Source organism: Haloarcula pelagica (assembly GCF_030127105.1).
Lineage (GTDB): Archaea > Halobacteriota > Halobacteria > Halobacteriales > Haloarculaceae > Haloarcula > Haloarcula pelagica.
Genome location: NZ_CP126161.1, coordinates 2,429,469 through 2,442,908 on the forward strand (window position 1 = coordinate 2,429,469; position 13,440 = coordinate 2,442,908).

General features: G+C 66.6%; 17 protein-coding genes. 9 read left to right on the top strand and 8 right to left on the bottom strand.

The features are described 5' to 3' along the window. The first annotated feature begins 43 nt into the window (after window positions 1-43). Complete coding sequence (gene trkA / locus P1L40_RS12780) at window positions 44-1,375, top strand: Trk system potassium transporter TrkA (RefSeq protein WP_284007510.1); 1,332 nt, start codon at window positions 44-46, stop codon at window positions 1,373-1,375. Continuing rightward, window positions 1,372-2,949 carry a TrkH family potassium uptake protein gene (locus P1L40_RS12785; protein ID WP_284007512.1) on the top strand — a complete coding sequence of 526 codons (1,578 nt, stop codon included), beginning with the start codon at window positions 1,372-1,374 and terminating at the stop codon, window positions 2,947-2,949. Before trkA ends, P1L40_RS12785 begins: the two co-directional genes overlap by 4 nt. Here the strand turns inward: P1L40_RS12785 and P1L40_RS12790 are convergent. After that, complete coding sequence (locus tag P1L40_RS12790; RefSeq protein WP_284007514.1) at window positions 2,946-4,481, bottom strand: TrkH family potassium uptake protein; 1,536 nt, start codon at window positions 4,479-4,481, stop codon at window positions 2,946-2,948. The two genes, P1L40_RS12785 and P1L40_RS12790, sit on opposite strands and share 4 nt — an antisense overlap. A gap of 252 nt (window positions 4,482-4,733) precedes the next feature. Between P1L40_RS12790 and phoU the strand changes: the two genes are divergently transcribed. Then, window positions 4,734-5,414: a phosphate signaling complex protein PhoU gene (phoU, locus tag P1L40_RS12795; protein WP_284007515.1), complete on the top strand. Its 681-nt coding sequence runs from the start codon at window positions 4,734-4,736 to the stop codon at window positions 5,412-5,414. Between the two features lie 12 nt (window positions 5,415-5,426). Here the strand turns inward: phoU and P1L40_RS12800 are convergent, their stop codons facing one another. From P1L40_RS12800 to P1L40_RS12810, 3 genes are all read right to left on the bottom strand, one after another. Next, window positions 5,427-6,770 (bottom strand): alkaline phosphatase family protein, encoded by a 1,344-nt coding sequence (locus P1L40_RS12800; RefSeq protein WP_284007516.1) that lies wholly within the window; start codon window positions 6,768-6,770, stop codon window positions 5,427-5,429. A gap of 85 nt (window positions 6,771-6,855) precedes the next feature. Continuing rightward, entirely contained in the window at window positions 6,856-6,981 is a 126-nt protein-coding gene (locus tag P1L40_RS12805) for a hypothetical protein (RefSeq protein ID WP_284007518.1), read from the bottom strand. Between the two features lie 105 nt (window positions 6,982-7,086). After that, the gene (locus P1L40_RS12810; protein ID WP_284007520.1) at window positions 7,087-7,620 is read right to left on the bottom strand and encodes an inorganic diphosphatase; all 534 of its coding nucleotides are present in this window, start codon (window positions 7,618-7,620) and stop codon (window positions 7,087-7,089) included. 254 nt (window positions 7,621-7,874) lie between these two features. On the opposite strand from P1L40_RS12810, the gene P1L40_RS12815 reads away from it, so the two are divergent. After that, window positions 7,875-8,237, top strand: a complete 363-nt coding sequence (locus P1L40_RS12815) for a PadR family transcriptional regulator (RefSeq protein WP_284007521.1) — start codon at window positions 7,875-7,877, stop codon at window positions 8,235-8,237. Here the strand turns inward: P1L40_RS12815 and P1L40_RS12820 are convergent. From P1L40_RS12820 to P1L40_RS12830, 3 genes are all read right to left on the bottom strand, one after another. Then, window positions 8,234-8,788: a DUF7108 domain-containing protein gene (locus P1L40_RS12820; protein WP_284007522.1), complete on the bottom strand. Its 555-nt coding sequence runs from the start codon at window positions 8,786-8,788 to the stop codon at window positions 8,234-8,236. The two genes, P1L40_RS12815 and P1L40_RS12820, sit on opposite strands and share 4 nt — an antisense overlap. Beyond that, window positions 8,781-9,374 (bottom strand): ribonuclease HI, encoded by a 594-nt coding sequence (rnhA, locus tag P1L40_RS12825; protein WP_284007524.1) that lies wholly within the window; start codon window positions 9,372-9,374, stop codon window positions 8,781-8,783. The genes P1L40_RS12820 and rnhA overlap by 8 nt, the downstream gene beginning before the upstream one ends. 61 nt (window positions 9,375-9,435) lie before the next feature. After that, a complete protein-coding gene (locus P1L40_RS12830; RefSeq protein WP_284007526.1) occupies window positions 9,436-9,843 on the bottom strand; it encodes a hypothetical protein in 408 nt (135 codons plus the stop codon). Between the two features lie 98 nt (window positions 9,844-9,941). Here P1L40_RS12830 and nreA point away from each other — a divergent pair, with 98 nt between their 5' ends. The 4 genes from nreA to P1L40_RS12850 all read left to right on the top strand — a co-directional run bounded on the left by nreA (window position 9,942) and on the right by P1L40_RS12850 (window position 12,002). Next, a complete protein-coding gene (gene nreA, locus P1L40_RS12835; protein ID WP_284007527.1) occupies window positions 9,942-11,216 on the top strand; it encodes a DNA repair protein NreA in 1,275 nt (424 codons plus the stop codon). A gap of 39 nt (window positions 11,217-11,255) precedes the next feature. Then, complete coding sequence (locus tag P1L40_RS12840) at window positions 11,256-11,423, top strand: hypothetical protein (RefSeq protein ID WP_284007528.1); 168 nt, start codon at window positions 11,256-11,258, stop codon at window positions 11,421-11,423. A gap of 142 nt (window positions 11,424-11,565) precedes the next feature. Next, complete coding sequence (locus P1L40_RS12845) at window positions 11,566-11,709, top strand: hypothetical protein (RefSeq protein ID WP_284007530.1); 144 nt, start codon at window positions 11,566-11,568, stop codon at window positions 11,707-11,709. 41 nt (window positions 11,710-11,750) lie between these two features. Continuing rightward, window positions 11,751-12,002 (top strand): hypothetical protein, encoded by a 252-nt coding sequence (locus tag P1L40_RS12850; protein WP_284007531.1) that lies wholly within the window; start codon window positions 11,751-11,753, stop codon window positions 12,000-12,002. Window positions 12,003-12,005: 3 nt separating this feature from the next. On the opposite strand, the gene P1L40_RS12855 is transcribed toward P1L40_RS12850, so the two are convergent. Next, on the bottom strand, window positions 12,006-12,287 hold the full coding sequence (locus P1L40_RS12855) for a DUF5789 family protein (protein WP_284007533.1): 282 nt from the start codon (window positions 12,285-12,287) through the stop codon (window positions 12,006-12,008). A 111-nt stretch (window positions 12,288-12,398) separates the two neighbouring features. Between P1L40_RS12855 and P1L40_RS12860 the strand changes: the two genes are divergently transcribed. Continuing rightward, window positions 12,399-13,391: a cell division protein CdpA domain-containing protein gene (locus tag P1L40_RS12860; RefSeq protein ID WP_284007534.1), complete on the top strand. Its 993-nt coding sequence runs from the start codon at window positions 12,399-12,401 to the stop codon at window positions 13,389-13,391. Window positions 13,392-13,440: the final 49 nt, after the last annotated feature.

The following is a 13,440-nucleotide window of genomic DNA, read 5'->3' on the forward strand; positions in this document are numbered from 1 at the left end:
GTCCCCACCTGAAGCGAGCAGACATGAACTGGGAGGGTCGCGCGTGTACGTGATCATCGTCGGTGCGGGGGAGGTCGGCTCCGCCATCGCCGAGAGCCTCGCGGACTCACACGAGGTGGCCGTCGTCGATATCGACGGTGACCGGGTCGAACGACTGATGTACGATGTCGATGTCCTCGGCGTCGAGGGCGACGGGGCCGACCTGGAGACGCTCCGGGAGGCCGGGATCGACCGTGCGGACATGGTCATCGCCAGCACAGACAACGACGAGACCAACATCGTCACCTGCGGGACGGCAAAGACCGTCGCCGACGTGTTCACCATCTCGCGGGTCAAGAGCGCCCGGTTCCTCCGGACCTGGGAGCACGCCGAGGGGGCGCTCGGCGTCGATTACATGGTCGCGACGAACCTCATGACTGCCGAGACGGTCAGCCGCGTCATCGGGCTCCCTGCGGCGAACGATGTCGAGACCTTCGCCGGCGGGGTCGTCCAGATGGCGCAGTTCGAGATCATCGAGAGCAGCCCGGTCGCCGGGCAGACCGTCGAGCAGGCCGACCGCTACGAGTCGCTGACCTTCGCCGCCGTCCTCCGGGACGACGATGTCGTCATCCCCAGCGGGGACACCGTCATCGAGACGGGCGACGATGTCATCGTCATCGGCAGCCGTGACAGCGTCCAGTCGTTCGCCCACGACGTGTCGCCGGAACTGGACCGCGCCCGCGACGTGCTCATCGTCGGCGGCAGCGACATCGGCTACCACACCGCTCGCCTCCTCCAGGAACGGGGCCTCAAACCCCGGCTCATCGAGCGCGACCACGACCGCGCCCGGGCACTGGCCGAGGAACTCTCCGGGACGACCGTCCTGGAGAGCGACGCGACAGACCGGGAGTTTCTCGAACGGGAACACGTCGAGGATGTCGACGCCGTCGTCGCGGCGCTGGACAGCGACGAGAAGAACCTGCTCGCCGGCCTGCTGGCCAAGCGACTGGGTGCCGACCGGGCCGTCGCCGTCGTCGACGCCGGCGAGTACGTCGACCTGTTCAAAGCCGTCGGCATCGACGTGGCGATCAACCCTCGCGAGGTCACCGCCGAGGAGATCACTCGCTTCACCCGCGAACACCGCGCCGAGAACGTCGCCATCATCCAGTCCGACCGCGCGGAGGTCCTGGAGATCGAGGTGGAGGCCGACAGCGTGCTGGCCGATCGGCCGATCCGGGAGTCGGTCGGGGACCTCCCGAACGGGGTCGTCATCGGGGCGATCACCCGCGACGGCGAACTCGTCATCCCCCGGGGTGACACGATCATCGAGCCCGACGACCACGTCGTCGTGTTCGTCGACGCGGAGGCGCTCGACGAGGCGAGTTCGAAACTGTGACGCCGCTCAGTACGGTCGCGGGGCGCCGTGACCTGCGCGTCGACTGGCGGGCGTCCGTCTCGCTGGTCGGGAGCGTGGTGAAGTACCTCTCGGTGCCGCTGGTGCTTCCCCTGCTCGTCGCGCTGTACTACGGCGAGGGGATCACGACCTTCGGCGTCTCCATCGTCGCGACCGTCTTCCTGGGTGTCGCGCTGGAGCAGGTCGACACAGACCCCGATCTGGGCGCCCGCGAGGCGTTCCTGATGGTGTCGCTGACCTGGCTGGCCGTCGCCGTCGTCGGCACCTTTCCCTATCTGCTCGCGGGCTACGGCACCGAGTCGACGCTCGCACACCCGATCAATGCCCTCTTCGAGTCGATGTCCGGGTTCACCACGACCGGGGCGACCGTGATGGGCTCGATCGGGTTCGACCGCCACTCCCACGCCCTGTTGCTGTGGCGCCAGCTCACCCAGTGGCTGGGCGGTATGGGGATCGTCGTCCTGGCCGTGGCGATCCTCCCGGAACTCTCCGTGGGTGGCGCCCAACTGATGGACGCCGAGGCGCCGGGGCCGGGGATCGAGAAACTGACGCCCCACATCGCCGAGACCGCTCGGGTCCTCTGGTTCGCGTACTTCGGGTTCACGCTGCTTGAGATCGGGTTGCTGTACGGCGCGCACCTGCTCGGCGCCGCGCCGAACATGGGCGTGTACAACGCGGTCGCCCACGGGCTGACGACGCTGCCGACCGGCGGCTTCTCGCCGGAAGCCCGCTCGATCGAGGCCTTCTCCGCGGTCGCGCAGTGGATCATCGTCCCGTTCATGGTCGTCGCCGGCACCAACTTCGCGCTGCTGTGGCGCGCGCTCCGGGGGGACCCGCTGGCGCCCGGGCGTGACAGCGAGTTTCGCTTCTACACCGGGGTCATGGCCGCGTTCACCGCCGTCGTCGCCGGGCTGCTGTTCGCCGGCGTCGGCGCCGGGCTGGAGACGGTTCCCGACACCGTTCCGGCGATCCCCGGCAACGCCGAACGGGCGCTCAGACACGCCACCTTCCAGATCGTCTCGATCGTGACGACGACGGGCTACGCCTCGATGGACTTCAACACCTGGAGCCAGCCGGCGAAGTACCTCCTGCTGTTCGCGATGTTCGTCGGTGGGTCGGCCGGCTCGACCGGCGGCGCGGTCAAGGTCATCCGGTGGCTGGTCATCCTCAAGTCGCTCCGCCGGGAACTGTTCACGACCGTCCATCCGGAGGCGGTGGCGCCGGTCACGCTCGCCGGGCGGGCGCTCGACGAGCGGGCGATCCGCGGGATCTACGCGTTCACGCTGCTGTACGTCGTGATATTCTTCGTCAGCGTCGCCCTCCTGTTTCTGGACGCCGTGCGGATCGGCTACGCGGTCTCCGTCCTCGAGGTCATGTCGGCCGTCGCGGCGACGCTTGGCAACGTCGGGCCCGGCTTCGGCGCGGTCGGGCCGATGAACAGCTACATCGACTTCGCCCCGACGAGCAAGGTGTACATGGTCCTGCTGATGTGGGCCGGCCGCCTGGAGATCCTCCCGGTCTTCGTCCTGCTGACGCGGGCGTACTGGCGGTCCTAACGCCGCCAGAACGTCGGCGTGAACACCGCCAGGACGGTGATGATCTCCAGCCGACCCGCCCACATCAGCAGGATCATAACGAACTTTGTCGTGTCGGGCAACACGAGATACGAGCCAAAGGGGCCGAGCCGGCCGAACGCGGGGCCGATGTTCCCGATGGCGGCCAGGCTCGCGCCGACGGCCTCGAGCGCGGTCAGTTCGAGCCCCACCCTGGCGGCGTCCAGCGAGATAAACACCGCGCCGAGCCCGAACAGGAGGAAATAGAGGATCGTGAAGCCGACGACGCCGCGGATCGCCGCCTCGTCGACGACGTGGCGCCCGAGCCGGATCGGCTGGACCGCCTCGGGATGGGTCGCGTGGAACAGCTCCCGACGGAGCGACTTGAGGACGATGAGCCAGCGGATCACCTTGATTCCCCCGCCGGTCGAGCCGGCAGATCCCCCGATGAACATGGTGACCACGAGGACGAGCTGGCCGTGGGTGGTCCACTCGGCGAAGTTACTCGTCGCGTACCCGGTCGAGTTCATCAGCGAACCGACCTGGAAGGCGGCCTGTCGCAACGCGTTCCAGAAGACCCCCTGTGTGGTCCCGCCGGGCGAGACAGTCGGTGCGGCTCCCAGGAACAGCAGTCCGGTCAGGACCGCGGTCAGGACCGCGATCGCGCCGGCGTAGGCCCGGAACTCCCGGTCACGCAGGGGCCGGCTCAGATCGCCGTCGAAGAGGTGCCAGAACAGCGCGAAGTTGGTGCCCGCGACGACCATGAACGGGATGATGACCCACTGGACGGCCGCCGAGAACGCCGCGATGCTGTCGGCCTTCGTCGAGAAGCCGCCGGTCGGCAGCGTCGAGAACGCGTGCGCGATGGAGTTGTAGAGGTCCATCTCCGGAGCGTAGCCCAGCACGTGCAAGCCGTACAACAGGACCGCAAGCAGGACGGTAAAGGCGAAGTACGCTTGCCAGAGGATGCGGGCGGTCTCGGCGATCCGCGGGGTGAGTTTCTCCAGGGTCGGCCCCGGCGCCTCCTCGCTGACGAGCTGTGCGCCGTTGACCGACAGCTCCGGCAGGATCGCGACCATCAGGACGATGATCCCCATGCCGCCCAGCCACTGGGTGAGCTGGCGCCACAGCATGAGCGCGTGGGAGTGGCGGTCGGTCCCGATCGAACCCATGACCGTCGCCCCGGTCGTCGAGATGCCCGACATCGACTCGAAGAAGGCGTTGATCGGGCGCGCGAGCGTCGACTCGGTTCCGTAGCCCGCGAGGACGTACGGAACCGCAGCGACGGCCGCGACCACGAACCAGGCAAGCGCAACGAACAGCAGTGCCTCCCGGGACTGGAGGTCCTCGTCCCCGTCGAGCTGTTCGAGTCCGACGCCCAGGCCCACGGCAAAGATGATCGAGACGCCGAAGACGGCGATGTCCTCGCCGTAGACGAGCGCGGCCACCAGCGGGACGAGCAGCGCGACCGAGAGGAACTTCACGACCGTCCCGGTCAGTGCGACGCTCGTGCGCCAGTTGACGACAGTGCTCATAGTGCGTGACGACTCCGTTCGCGCGGGGCAGGCCCGGCCGTTTCGATCGTACACATCGGTTTTCGACTCCCTCGTCGTGGGGTCGGTCGGCCCGCTACCGACCGGCCGTGATACCGAGCACTCGCACACGCGGGCATATTAAACCCGTCAGAGTCGCGCCGGCTGCCGACCCGTCGACGCGGCTATTGTCCACTATAGGGAGATATTGAGAGAAAGGAAAGGCTGATACGCGCGTCCGGCACACTCCCGACCATGCCACGCGAATCGTATCAGGAGCGGCTCGAAACCCTTCGCGAGGACGTTCTTTACATGTCGGAAATCGTCCTCGAACGCTTCCGGCTCGGTCTCAACGCGCTCGAACAGAAAGACGAGGAGTTCGCCTGGGAGGTCATCGACGGCGACGACGAGGTCAATCAGCTGTATCTGGATCTCGAACAGGACTGTATCGACCTGCTGGCGCTCCAACAGCCCGTCGCGTCGGACCTGCGTTTCATCGCTGCGTCGTTCAAGATCATCACCGACCTCGAACGGGTCGGCGACCTGGCGACGAATCTCGGGGAGTACTCACTGGAGGCCGAACGCGACGTGTTCCCGGAGGTCGACATCCAGGAGATCGGCGCGGCCGTCATCGAGATGATCGAGGACGCGATGGACGCCTACAGCGAGGAAGACCCCGAGCTGTGTTACACGATCGCCCAGACCGACGATCTCATCGACGAACAGTGTGAGGACGCTTCCGAGGCAGTCGTCCGTGACCTCATCGAACGCCAGATCGACGCCGACTCCAGCGGGACGGACATCGAGCAGTTGATGGCCGATGTCTCACGCCTGCTGTTGACGATCCGCGATATCGAGCGCGTGGGCGACCACGCGGTCAACATCGCCGCGCGGACGCTGTACATGGTCGAGAACGACGACGATCTGATCTACTGAGCGGTCGCCGGCTCAGACCAGGCTCGCGCCGTCGAACGCCGAGCGGTCGTAGTCGTGGTCCATCAGCGAGAGGATCGTCGGCGCGATGTCGTAGAGGTCCGCGTCCTCGATGCGGGCGTCGTCGTCCTCGACGAGCAGGGTCGCGTTGTCGAAGCTGTGCATCCCGTTGCGCGGGCCGACTCCGAAGACATCGTCCGAGCCTTTGAACCCGGCTTTGAGGTCGAACCCGTGGTTCGGGACGACGACCAGATCCGGCGCGATGTCGTCGTGGTCGCCACGGAAGGCGTCCTCTTTCGTGACGACGCGGTCGGCGACCGGGTTCCCGTCGGGACCCTCCAGGGCTTCGAGTTCGGATTTGAGTTCCGAGCGGACCCGTTCGTACTCGTCCTGTGGGACGCTCCCGTTTGGCTCGCGGCCTTCGAGATTGACGTAGAAGCGACCGGGGATCAGCGAGTACGCCTTCGTGTCGTCGCTGATGTCGCCCAGTTCCGAGTGGTCGTCGTCCGCGTAGTCGAGCCAGCCTTCCTGGCGGAGCCACTCGTTGCAGTGGACCTCGTAGTCCAGCGCGGTGAAGCCGTGGTCGGAGGCGACGACCATCGTCACGTCGTCGGGGAGCATCTCGCGGAGTTTCCCGAGGTACTCGTCGACCTTGCTGTAGAAGTTCAGGAACGCCTCGCGGTTGTCGGTCTCGTTCACGTAGTCCTTGAACAGGAAGTGGTTGACCCGGTCGGTGGTCATGAACACGCCGAAAAAGAGGTCCCAGTCGTCTTCCTGCACGTAGTGTTCGAACGTCTCGAATCGCTTCTCGACGGTCTCGTGGGCGTCCTCGATGAACTCGGTCTTGTCGTCGTCGTGGCCGAGTTTCGCGTTGACATCGATCCGGTAGTCCGTCGCCTGGAGGCGGTCACGCAGTTCGTCGGGGTAGGCCGCCTTGTCGACGCCGGGCGAGAGAAAGCCCGAGACCATCCGCTGGACGTTGCGCTGGGGCGGGAACGTGACGGGGACGTTCAGCACCGTCGCGTCGCGGCCGTCCTCGGTGATCCGGTCCCAGAGGCGGTCGGCCTGGACATCCCGCCCCATCGGCACGTACGTGTCGTAGGAACCGACTTCCCGGTCCTGGAAGCCGTAGACGCCTGTCTGGCCGGGGTTGACGCCGGTCGTCAGCGAGGGCCAGCAGGCGCTCGACTCCGGCGGGACGATACTGTCGATCGCACCGGCGCTCCCGTCGGCCGCCAGTTCAGTGAGATTCGGGAACACGTCCGGATGCTGGTCGATGAGGCTGTACGGTACGCCGTCGATGCCGAAAAACGCGACCCGGGGGCCGTCGTCACCCTTCAGACGGTCGAATAGTCCCATGGGCGTCCCTACTGGTGACGGGGACAAGAAGCTTCTTTTCGCAGTGCTGTCGGGAGAAGCGGCAATCCGTCCGTCGGCGACCGCGTCACTCGCCGGTCTCGGCGTTCTCGGGGACGACTGTCAGGTGGTCGATTCCCGGCGGTTCACTGTCCGCACGCTCCGGAACGACCGTCGTGTGGTCGAGCACGGCGTCTGTCTGGTCGGTCGCCATCACACACGGTGGTACCGCTCCCACGCCCAAAAGATTACCCATGCTCATAAATCATCGGCAACACACGCCGATATTATCGATGAGCATGGCGCGGCGGTCGCGGGGTCAGTCGAACTTCTCGTCGTAGAGGTCCTGGGCGTGTTCGATCGCGTCCTTCGCGGCCTGCTTGTCCTCGAAGCCGAGCGTCTCGACTTCTTTCCCTTCCTCCAGGTTCTTGTAGGTCGCGAAGAACTCGTCGATCTCGTCGAGTTGCTGCTGGGGGATGTCGTCGAGGTCCTCGATGTGGTCGTAGCGGGGGTCCTCGGTGGGGACGGCGATGACCTTGTCGTCCTGCTCGCCGTCGTCGTCCATCTTCATCAGCGCGACCGGGCGGGCCTCGATGACACAACCGGGGAACGTCTGGTCCTCGACCAGCACGAGCACGTCGAAGGGGTCCTCGTCGTCGTAGTAGCTCTGCGGGATGAAGCCGTAGTCACTGGGGTAGTGGACGTTGCTGTGGAGCACCCGGTCCAGCACGACGCCGGGGATGTCCTTGTCGTACTCGTACTTGTTGCGCTCGCCTTTGAGACACTCGACGACGGCGTAGATCTCTTCGGGCGGGTTCGGTCCGGTTTCGAGGTCTTCCCAGAGGTTCGTCATCACCCGCGAGTGCGCCGCGCCATCAAAAATGACTTTCGTCATCGCCCTATCGTGTGTCACAAGATATTTCTCCAGCCATCTCGGAATATTAGCGAGGCGCCCGACGGTGCGCGCCGATACGGTTACAACACCTGTTATTAGCCTGTTTGCCGACAAAGACATTACTCTCCTCGGGACGGCGCTGTCCCGCAAATAATCCTTATAGGATGTCTGAGTTAACAAGTGTTAAATAGTTTGACGACATGTCTATACCCATGTCAGAGGCACAAACAGTTACGAGCAGCCCAGGTATCGCAAAAGAACTCACCGCGTTCCAACAGAACATCCTCGTCATTCTCGCCGAGGAACCACGCTACGGGCTCGCGATCAAACGGGAGCTCGAATCCTACTACGACGACGAAGTCAACCACGGCCGGCTCTACCCGAACCTCGACGATCTGGTCGAGATGGGACTCGTCGAGAAGAGCGAACTCGACAAGCGGACCAACCAGTACTCGCTGACGGAGGACGGCAAAGCGGCCGTCCTCGACCAGCTTGGCTGGGTGTTCTCGAAGTTCGTCACCGACGACGGCCGCGCGGACGAACTCCACGACCTGGTCGACGCACAGCAGAACTAAGGCTCCGGACGGCGACCGTCGGATTCTTCGACAGCTATCTGGACGGACTCCCCGACCAGCGACCGCTGTTCCTCGCTGGGCCAGGCGTTCCGCGGGAAGTACTCGGTTTCGAACTCGTCGAGTTCGGCCGGCGTCGCGTCGGCGATCCGTTTGGCGTAGTGGTTGCTCATGAAGTCGGCGAGCGCCCGTGCCGTCGCCCCGTGGACCGGGCCGTGTTCCTCGGCGACGGTCTCGGCGATGGTCTCGTTGGCGTCGGCGACATCGTCCCACTCGTCCGGGTCGCCGGTCCCCGAGAGCTGTCGTTCGACGCCGCGGTCGATGTCCTCGACACGGTCGGGGTGGATGACGCCGTCGGCGACCCACTCCTCGGGATGACAGACCAGGACATCGCCCGTGTCGTCCTCGCGGACCCGTGCGGTGTAGTCGTGGGCCGCGAGCAGGTCGTCGCGGTCGGCTCGATAGGCCGCCGCCTCGTCCTCGTCGACGGCCTCGCGCGCGAGTCTGGTGAGGCGTTCGGCCTCCTCGATCACGTCGGCTGGGAGTTCAGTCATCGTCGAGTGCGTCGTTGGCTAGCTTGTCGGCCCGCTCGTTTATCTCTCGCGGAACGTGCTCGATCGACCAGTCGTCGAACCGCTGGAGGAGTTCAAGCACCGTCACCCGCTTCTCGCGCAGGTCGGGGTCGTTGGTGTTCCACTCACCGCGGATCTGCTTGACCAACAGGTCCGCGTCGACGCGGATCCGGACCTCCTCGAAGCCGTAGTCGGCGGCGACCTCCAGCGCGCGGATCAGTGCGTCGTACTCCGCCTGGTTGTTGGTGGCTCGGCCGATGGTCTCGCCGGCCTCGGTGACGATCCCGCTGTCGTCGACGAGGACGTAGCCGATAGCGGCCGGGCCGGGGTTGCCCCGGGCGGCCCCGTCCGAATAGAGGTGGACCCGACCCCCGTCGTCGCGCAACAGCCCTTCGAGTCGCGCGGTGTCACCGCCCTGGACGACGACTTTCCCCTCGTAGGCGACCGCGGTCGCGCCCCCGTAGTCGGCGCGCCAGCGCTCGTGATCGGTGTTGCCCGACTCGATGGCGACGCCCGCGGCTTCGAGCCGTTCGCGTGCCGCCGCCTCGTCACATTCGATGACCGGCATCGTCTGTGGGTGGCCGACCTGTCGGTATAGCGGTTGTGGTCGGGCCGAAAACGTGCGGTCGTCAGTTCCCGGAGCGGCTCGCGATCCGCTCGGCACCGGTGCGGCGTCCCTCCTCGCCGCCCACGTAGCGCTCGGCCAGCGCACCGAGCCCGGCGACGGCCAGCACCAGCCCGCAGACGAGCTGGATCGTCAGGAAGGGATCGAAGTTCGCGAACACGAACGGCGTGCCCGCCAGGACGAGCCCACAGAACACGGCGGCCCCGGCACCGAGCGGGCTCGCCTGCTTCCCCGAGGAGATCCGATAGGCCGTGTGACCGATCGCGAGCGCACCGATCTCTCCCAGGAGCAGGTTGATGAGCGCCTGCTCGTGGGCCGGTCTGTACACCGCGACGAGCCCGATTATGGCGAAACTGAGCAGCGCCGCGACGATCGTCCCCCACTTGAGTGCGGTAGTTCTCGTTTCGGACATGATTTATTACACCTGTTGTTACTCGACCCTCCTACGTAATAGTTGTTGACGGTTCCGGGGGGACAGGTTCATGCCGGCCAGGCGCCAACGCGGGATGAATGCGGCTCGACGAGTTCATCGACGAGTTCGAGCGCGACGAGGCGGCCGAGCGGCGCCGCCTGGCCGCCGAGAAGTCGTACGCGATCACGGACCACCTCGAAACCGTCGAACGCCAGGTCCAGCAGGTCGTCCAGGACGACACGCTCGTCGGCTCGACGGCCCCGGAGATCTTCGTCGGCCGGTCGGGCTACCCGAACGTCTCGACGGGGCTGCTCTCGCCCGTCGAGCGCGACGCGGCAGCCGAGGGGTTCGCGACCAGTAGCGACTGGTACGACTCGGGGCTGGGCATCGAGGATGTCCTCCAGCGACGGACGGGGCTGCTCAACTCCGCACAGTCGCTCTCGGTCGACTCCGTCCAGCACCGCGGCGGCGTCCACGACGTGTGGGACGGGTTCGTCGGGGTTCAGCGCGAGGTCGCGATCGCCGACCATCCCGTCGACGTGGAGGTCGGGCTGGACGGGACCCCGGAGATCGACGTGGGCTTCGACGACGTGCGGACGCCGACCGGGCCACGGGCCAACGCGACCGGCGTGGACCTCACGGAGAACCCCCACGTCCCGCGCTCGGTCGAGAAGACCCTCTCGGACGACGACTGGGCCGCGGAGGGCGCGATGACCTACCTCTACCGGCGCGGGTTCGACGTGTACGACATCAACACGATCCTCTCGGCGGGGGCGCTGGGCCGGGCCAGCGAGCGTTCGCTCGTCCCGACCCGGTGGTCGATCACTGCCGTCGACGACACCGTCGGCCAGTACCTCCGTGGGACCTTGCGGACCGCCGACACGATCGACAAGCCGGAAGTCTGGTACAACGAGTACATGGGCAACCGCTACTGGGTGCTGCTGGCACCGGGCCGGTGGGAGTTCGAACTCGTCGAGATGAAAGCCCCCGAGAGCGTCTGGAACCCACGCCCCGGAGCCGGCTACTACCTCGCCAGCGCCCACGAGGGCGCCGAGGGGCGGACCGGCTACGTCGAGGAGACCGCCGGCGCCTACTACGCGGCCCGCCTGGGCGTCCTCGAAGAACTCGAACGACGGGGCCGCCAGGCAAAGTGTCTGGTCCTCCGGGAGATCACCGACGACTACTGGGCGCCGGTCGGCGTCTGGCAGGTCCGGGAAGGCGTGCGCAACGCCTTCGAGGGCGAACCGGGTATCGGGCAGTCGTTCCGCGAGACGCTCGAGGCGGTCTCCGACCAGCTCCCGGTCGGGCTCGGGCCGCTGCGCCGGAAGTCGGAACTGGTCGCGGGGCTCCAGTCACAGCTCTCGGACTTCTGAGGGCGGAACACATACGACCCCGGGCGCGCAAGCGCCGGTATGGTCTCCCTCCTGTTCCCCGGTATCCCGGGCGGCGTGGAACTGCTCGTCGTCTTCGTGATGCTGATGCTGATGCTCGTCGTCCCCGCCGTCCTCCTCCTCGGTGCGTACTTGATCGGGAAACGCCGGAGTAGTCCGGCCGACGCGGCCGACGACCCCGACCGGTAGTTCTCTCGGGGCTCGCCGGCTCGAAAAGTACCCGACGAGAGCCGAATTATGCGATCACAGACGCTCTGTCCGGCGAACCGTTCCGTTTATCGGTCCCAACCTGTGAGCGATAGGTGTGTCTCCGGAGCGAACTGGGCCCGATATGCCCGAGCGACTGACCAGCCACGCCTACGAGATCACCGTCGACGACGGTCGCGATTCCTTTTTCGCGCTCAGCATCGAGGGCGACCACGAGACGGAGTGGCTGGCCTCGGATACCGTCTGTGCGCTTGACAACATGCGATAGCTCTCCGAACACTTTACCCGCCGCGCCGACCAGACCGCGGTATGCTCCTGCTCGCACAGGCCGGCCCGGGGGTGGGTGACCTCCTCGTGATCGCGCTGTTGCTCGTCGCGATGGTCATTCCGGTGGTGCTCGTGCTGGGCGTCGCCGTCTACATCACCCGCGACGAGTGGACGGGCGACCGCAAAGACCACGTCGACAAGGAGCTCTCGGCGGACCGGGAGCGTCTGGGAGCGCCGGACGCCGACGACCAGCCCGGCTCGGCCGGCACAGCGGACTCGAAAAACGGGGAGTGACCGTTACTCGGTCGGGACCGGACCGGTGCCGATGGCGTCTCGGACCGCGGACTCGAACTCGCGCCGATCCGAGAAGTACGGCACGTCGACATCGTCGAGCACGTCGGCCAGCTCCTGTGGGCCGTCGGGGGTACGGATGGTCGTCTCGCCCTCCCGGTCGACGATCGTGCTGTGCTCGATACCCCAGGTGAGCCGTGCGGAGACGCGGGCCAGCGGTGCCCCCTCGACATCGGGCCCCTCGCCGAGTTCGACGGCTGGTTCCTCGTCTTCCTCGTCGTCGCTCATAACTGGACTGTGCCAGTCGGTTCGATTAGTGTTTTCGGTGTCGACCGCTCCCCCGGGCGTCATGCGCGTGTCTGACGGGGTGTTTTGCCGGTTGCGGTGCTAGAGCCCATCATGACTAGTTTAACTGACGTGTACGACGGGGAGGTCGGACGCGTCGCATCGCGCCGTCAGCAGGTCGTCGGGATGGGGCTGTTTCTGGTGGGTGCCGCGGGACTCGTCGCGGCCATCGCCTTCGCCACCACACCGATCGGCCAGCGGTTCGCGCTCGGGGAGTACGCGGCTCGGGAGGTCGCGGGGACGGTCGCCGGGCTAGGGTTGCCGGCGGTCATCCTCGGCGTCTTCACCGTGTTGCCGTCGGGCCGGCGGACCCGCGCCGCCGCCGCGCTGGGGACGAGCGTCGCCGTCCTCGGCGTGGCGCTGTTCCGCAGCATCTACCCCTACAACTGGGTCGAGTCGGCGCCGCTGCTGGCGCTCGGTGTCAGCATCGTCTACTCGCTCGGGATCCTGGCCGCGTTCTGGGCGCTGTTTGCCGCCGTGGCGACGTTCAAGACCCGCAACGATCCGGGCGGGACCGCGCGGATGGAGGTCACCGAGTCCGGGACGATCCGCCTCGTCGAGGAAGCCCGGTCGGTGCCGTCGATGGGCGGCGTCGGTCTCTTCGGCGGTGAGCCCGACGGCGATGTCGAGACCCAGACCAACCGGGCGGGCCAGTCGGCCGCCCGGAGCGACGGGAGCGGCGCCACGGACCACCAGCACAGTTCCGGCGGCGAGTCTCCGGCGGGCACCGAGACGGTCGACACCGACCCACAGCGGTCGCCGGAGCGACCGCGCCAGACACAGGACCAGGCACAGCCCGACCTCGACACCGACATCGTCCAGGCCGGGCCGGAGTCGACCGCTAGCGCCGACGGCGGGACCCAGAGTCTCTCGGGCGATCCGATCACCGACACTGCCGTCCACCGCGGCGAACCCGACACCTACTGTGGCAACTGCCGGCACTTCCAGTACGTGATGGCCGACGGCGACATCGAACCGTACTGCGGGTTCCACGAGGAACTGATGGACGACATGGACGCCTGCTCGGCCTGGACGAAAAACGACTGAGCCGAACCCCGGCGTTTAACACGGTCCAGCGGCCTAAAGGAGCACAACA

Coding starts and splice junctions, on each gene's coding strand:
- P1L40_RS12830 (WP_284007526.1), bottom strand. CDS start 9,843: ATGTCCGAAACGAGAACTACCGCACTCAAGTGGGGGACGATCGTCGCG.
- rnhA (WP_284007524.1), bottom strand. CDS start 9,374: ATGCCGGTCATCGAATGTGACGAGGCGGCGGCACGCGAACGGCTCGAA.
- P1L40_RS12845 (WP_284007530.1), top strand. CDS start 11,566: ATGCCCGAGCGACTGACCAGCCACGCCTACGAGATCACCGTCGACGAC.
- P1L40_RS12850 (WP_284007531.1), top strand. CDS start 11,751: ATGCTCCTGCTCGCACAGGCCGGCCCGGGGGTGGGTGACCTCCTCGTG.
- P1L40_RS12815 (WP_284007521.1), top strand. CDS start 7,875: ATGTCAGAGGCACAAACAGTTACGAGCAGCCCAGGTATCGCAAAAGAA.
- P1L40_RS12840 (WP_284007528.1), top strand. CDS start 11,256: ATGGTCTCCCTCCTGTTCCCCGGTATCCCGGGCGGCGTGGAACTGCTC.
- P1L40_RS12810 (WP_284007520.1), bottom strand. CDS start 7,620: ATGACGAACCTCTGGGAAGACCTCGAAACCGGACCGAACCCGCCCGAA.
- phoU (WP_284007515.1), top strand. CDS start 4,734: ATGCCACGCGAATCGTATCAGGAGCGGCTCGAAACCCTTCGCGAGGAC.
- P1L40_RS12820 (WP_284007522.1), bottom strand. CDS start 8,788: ATGACTGAACTCCCAGCCGACGTGATCGAGGAGGCCGAACGCCTCACC.
- P1L40_RS12805 (WP_284007518.1), bottom strand. CDS start 6,981: ATGGCGACCGACCAGACAGACGCCGTGCTCGACCACACGACGGTCGTT.
- P1L40_RS12855 (WP_284007533.1), bottom strand. CDS start 12,287: ATGAGCGACGACGAGGAAGACGAGGAACCAGCCGTCGAACTCGGCGAG.
- nreA (WP_284007527.1), top strand. CDS start 9,942: ATGCGGCTCGACGAGTTCATCGACGAGTTCGAGCGCGACGAGGCGGCC.
- P1L40_RS12800 (WP_284007516.1), bottom strand. CDS start 6,770: ATGGGACTATTCGACCGTCTGAAGGGTGACGACGGCCCCCGGGTCGCG.
- P1L40_RS12860 (WP_284007534.1), top strand. CDS start 12,399: ATGACTAGTTTAACTGACGTGTACGACGGGGAGGTCGGACGCGTCGCA.
- P1L40_RS12790 (WP_284007514.1), bottom strand. CDS start 4,481: ATGAGCACTGTCGTCAACTGGCGCACGAGCGTCGCACTGACCGGGACG.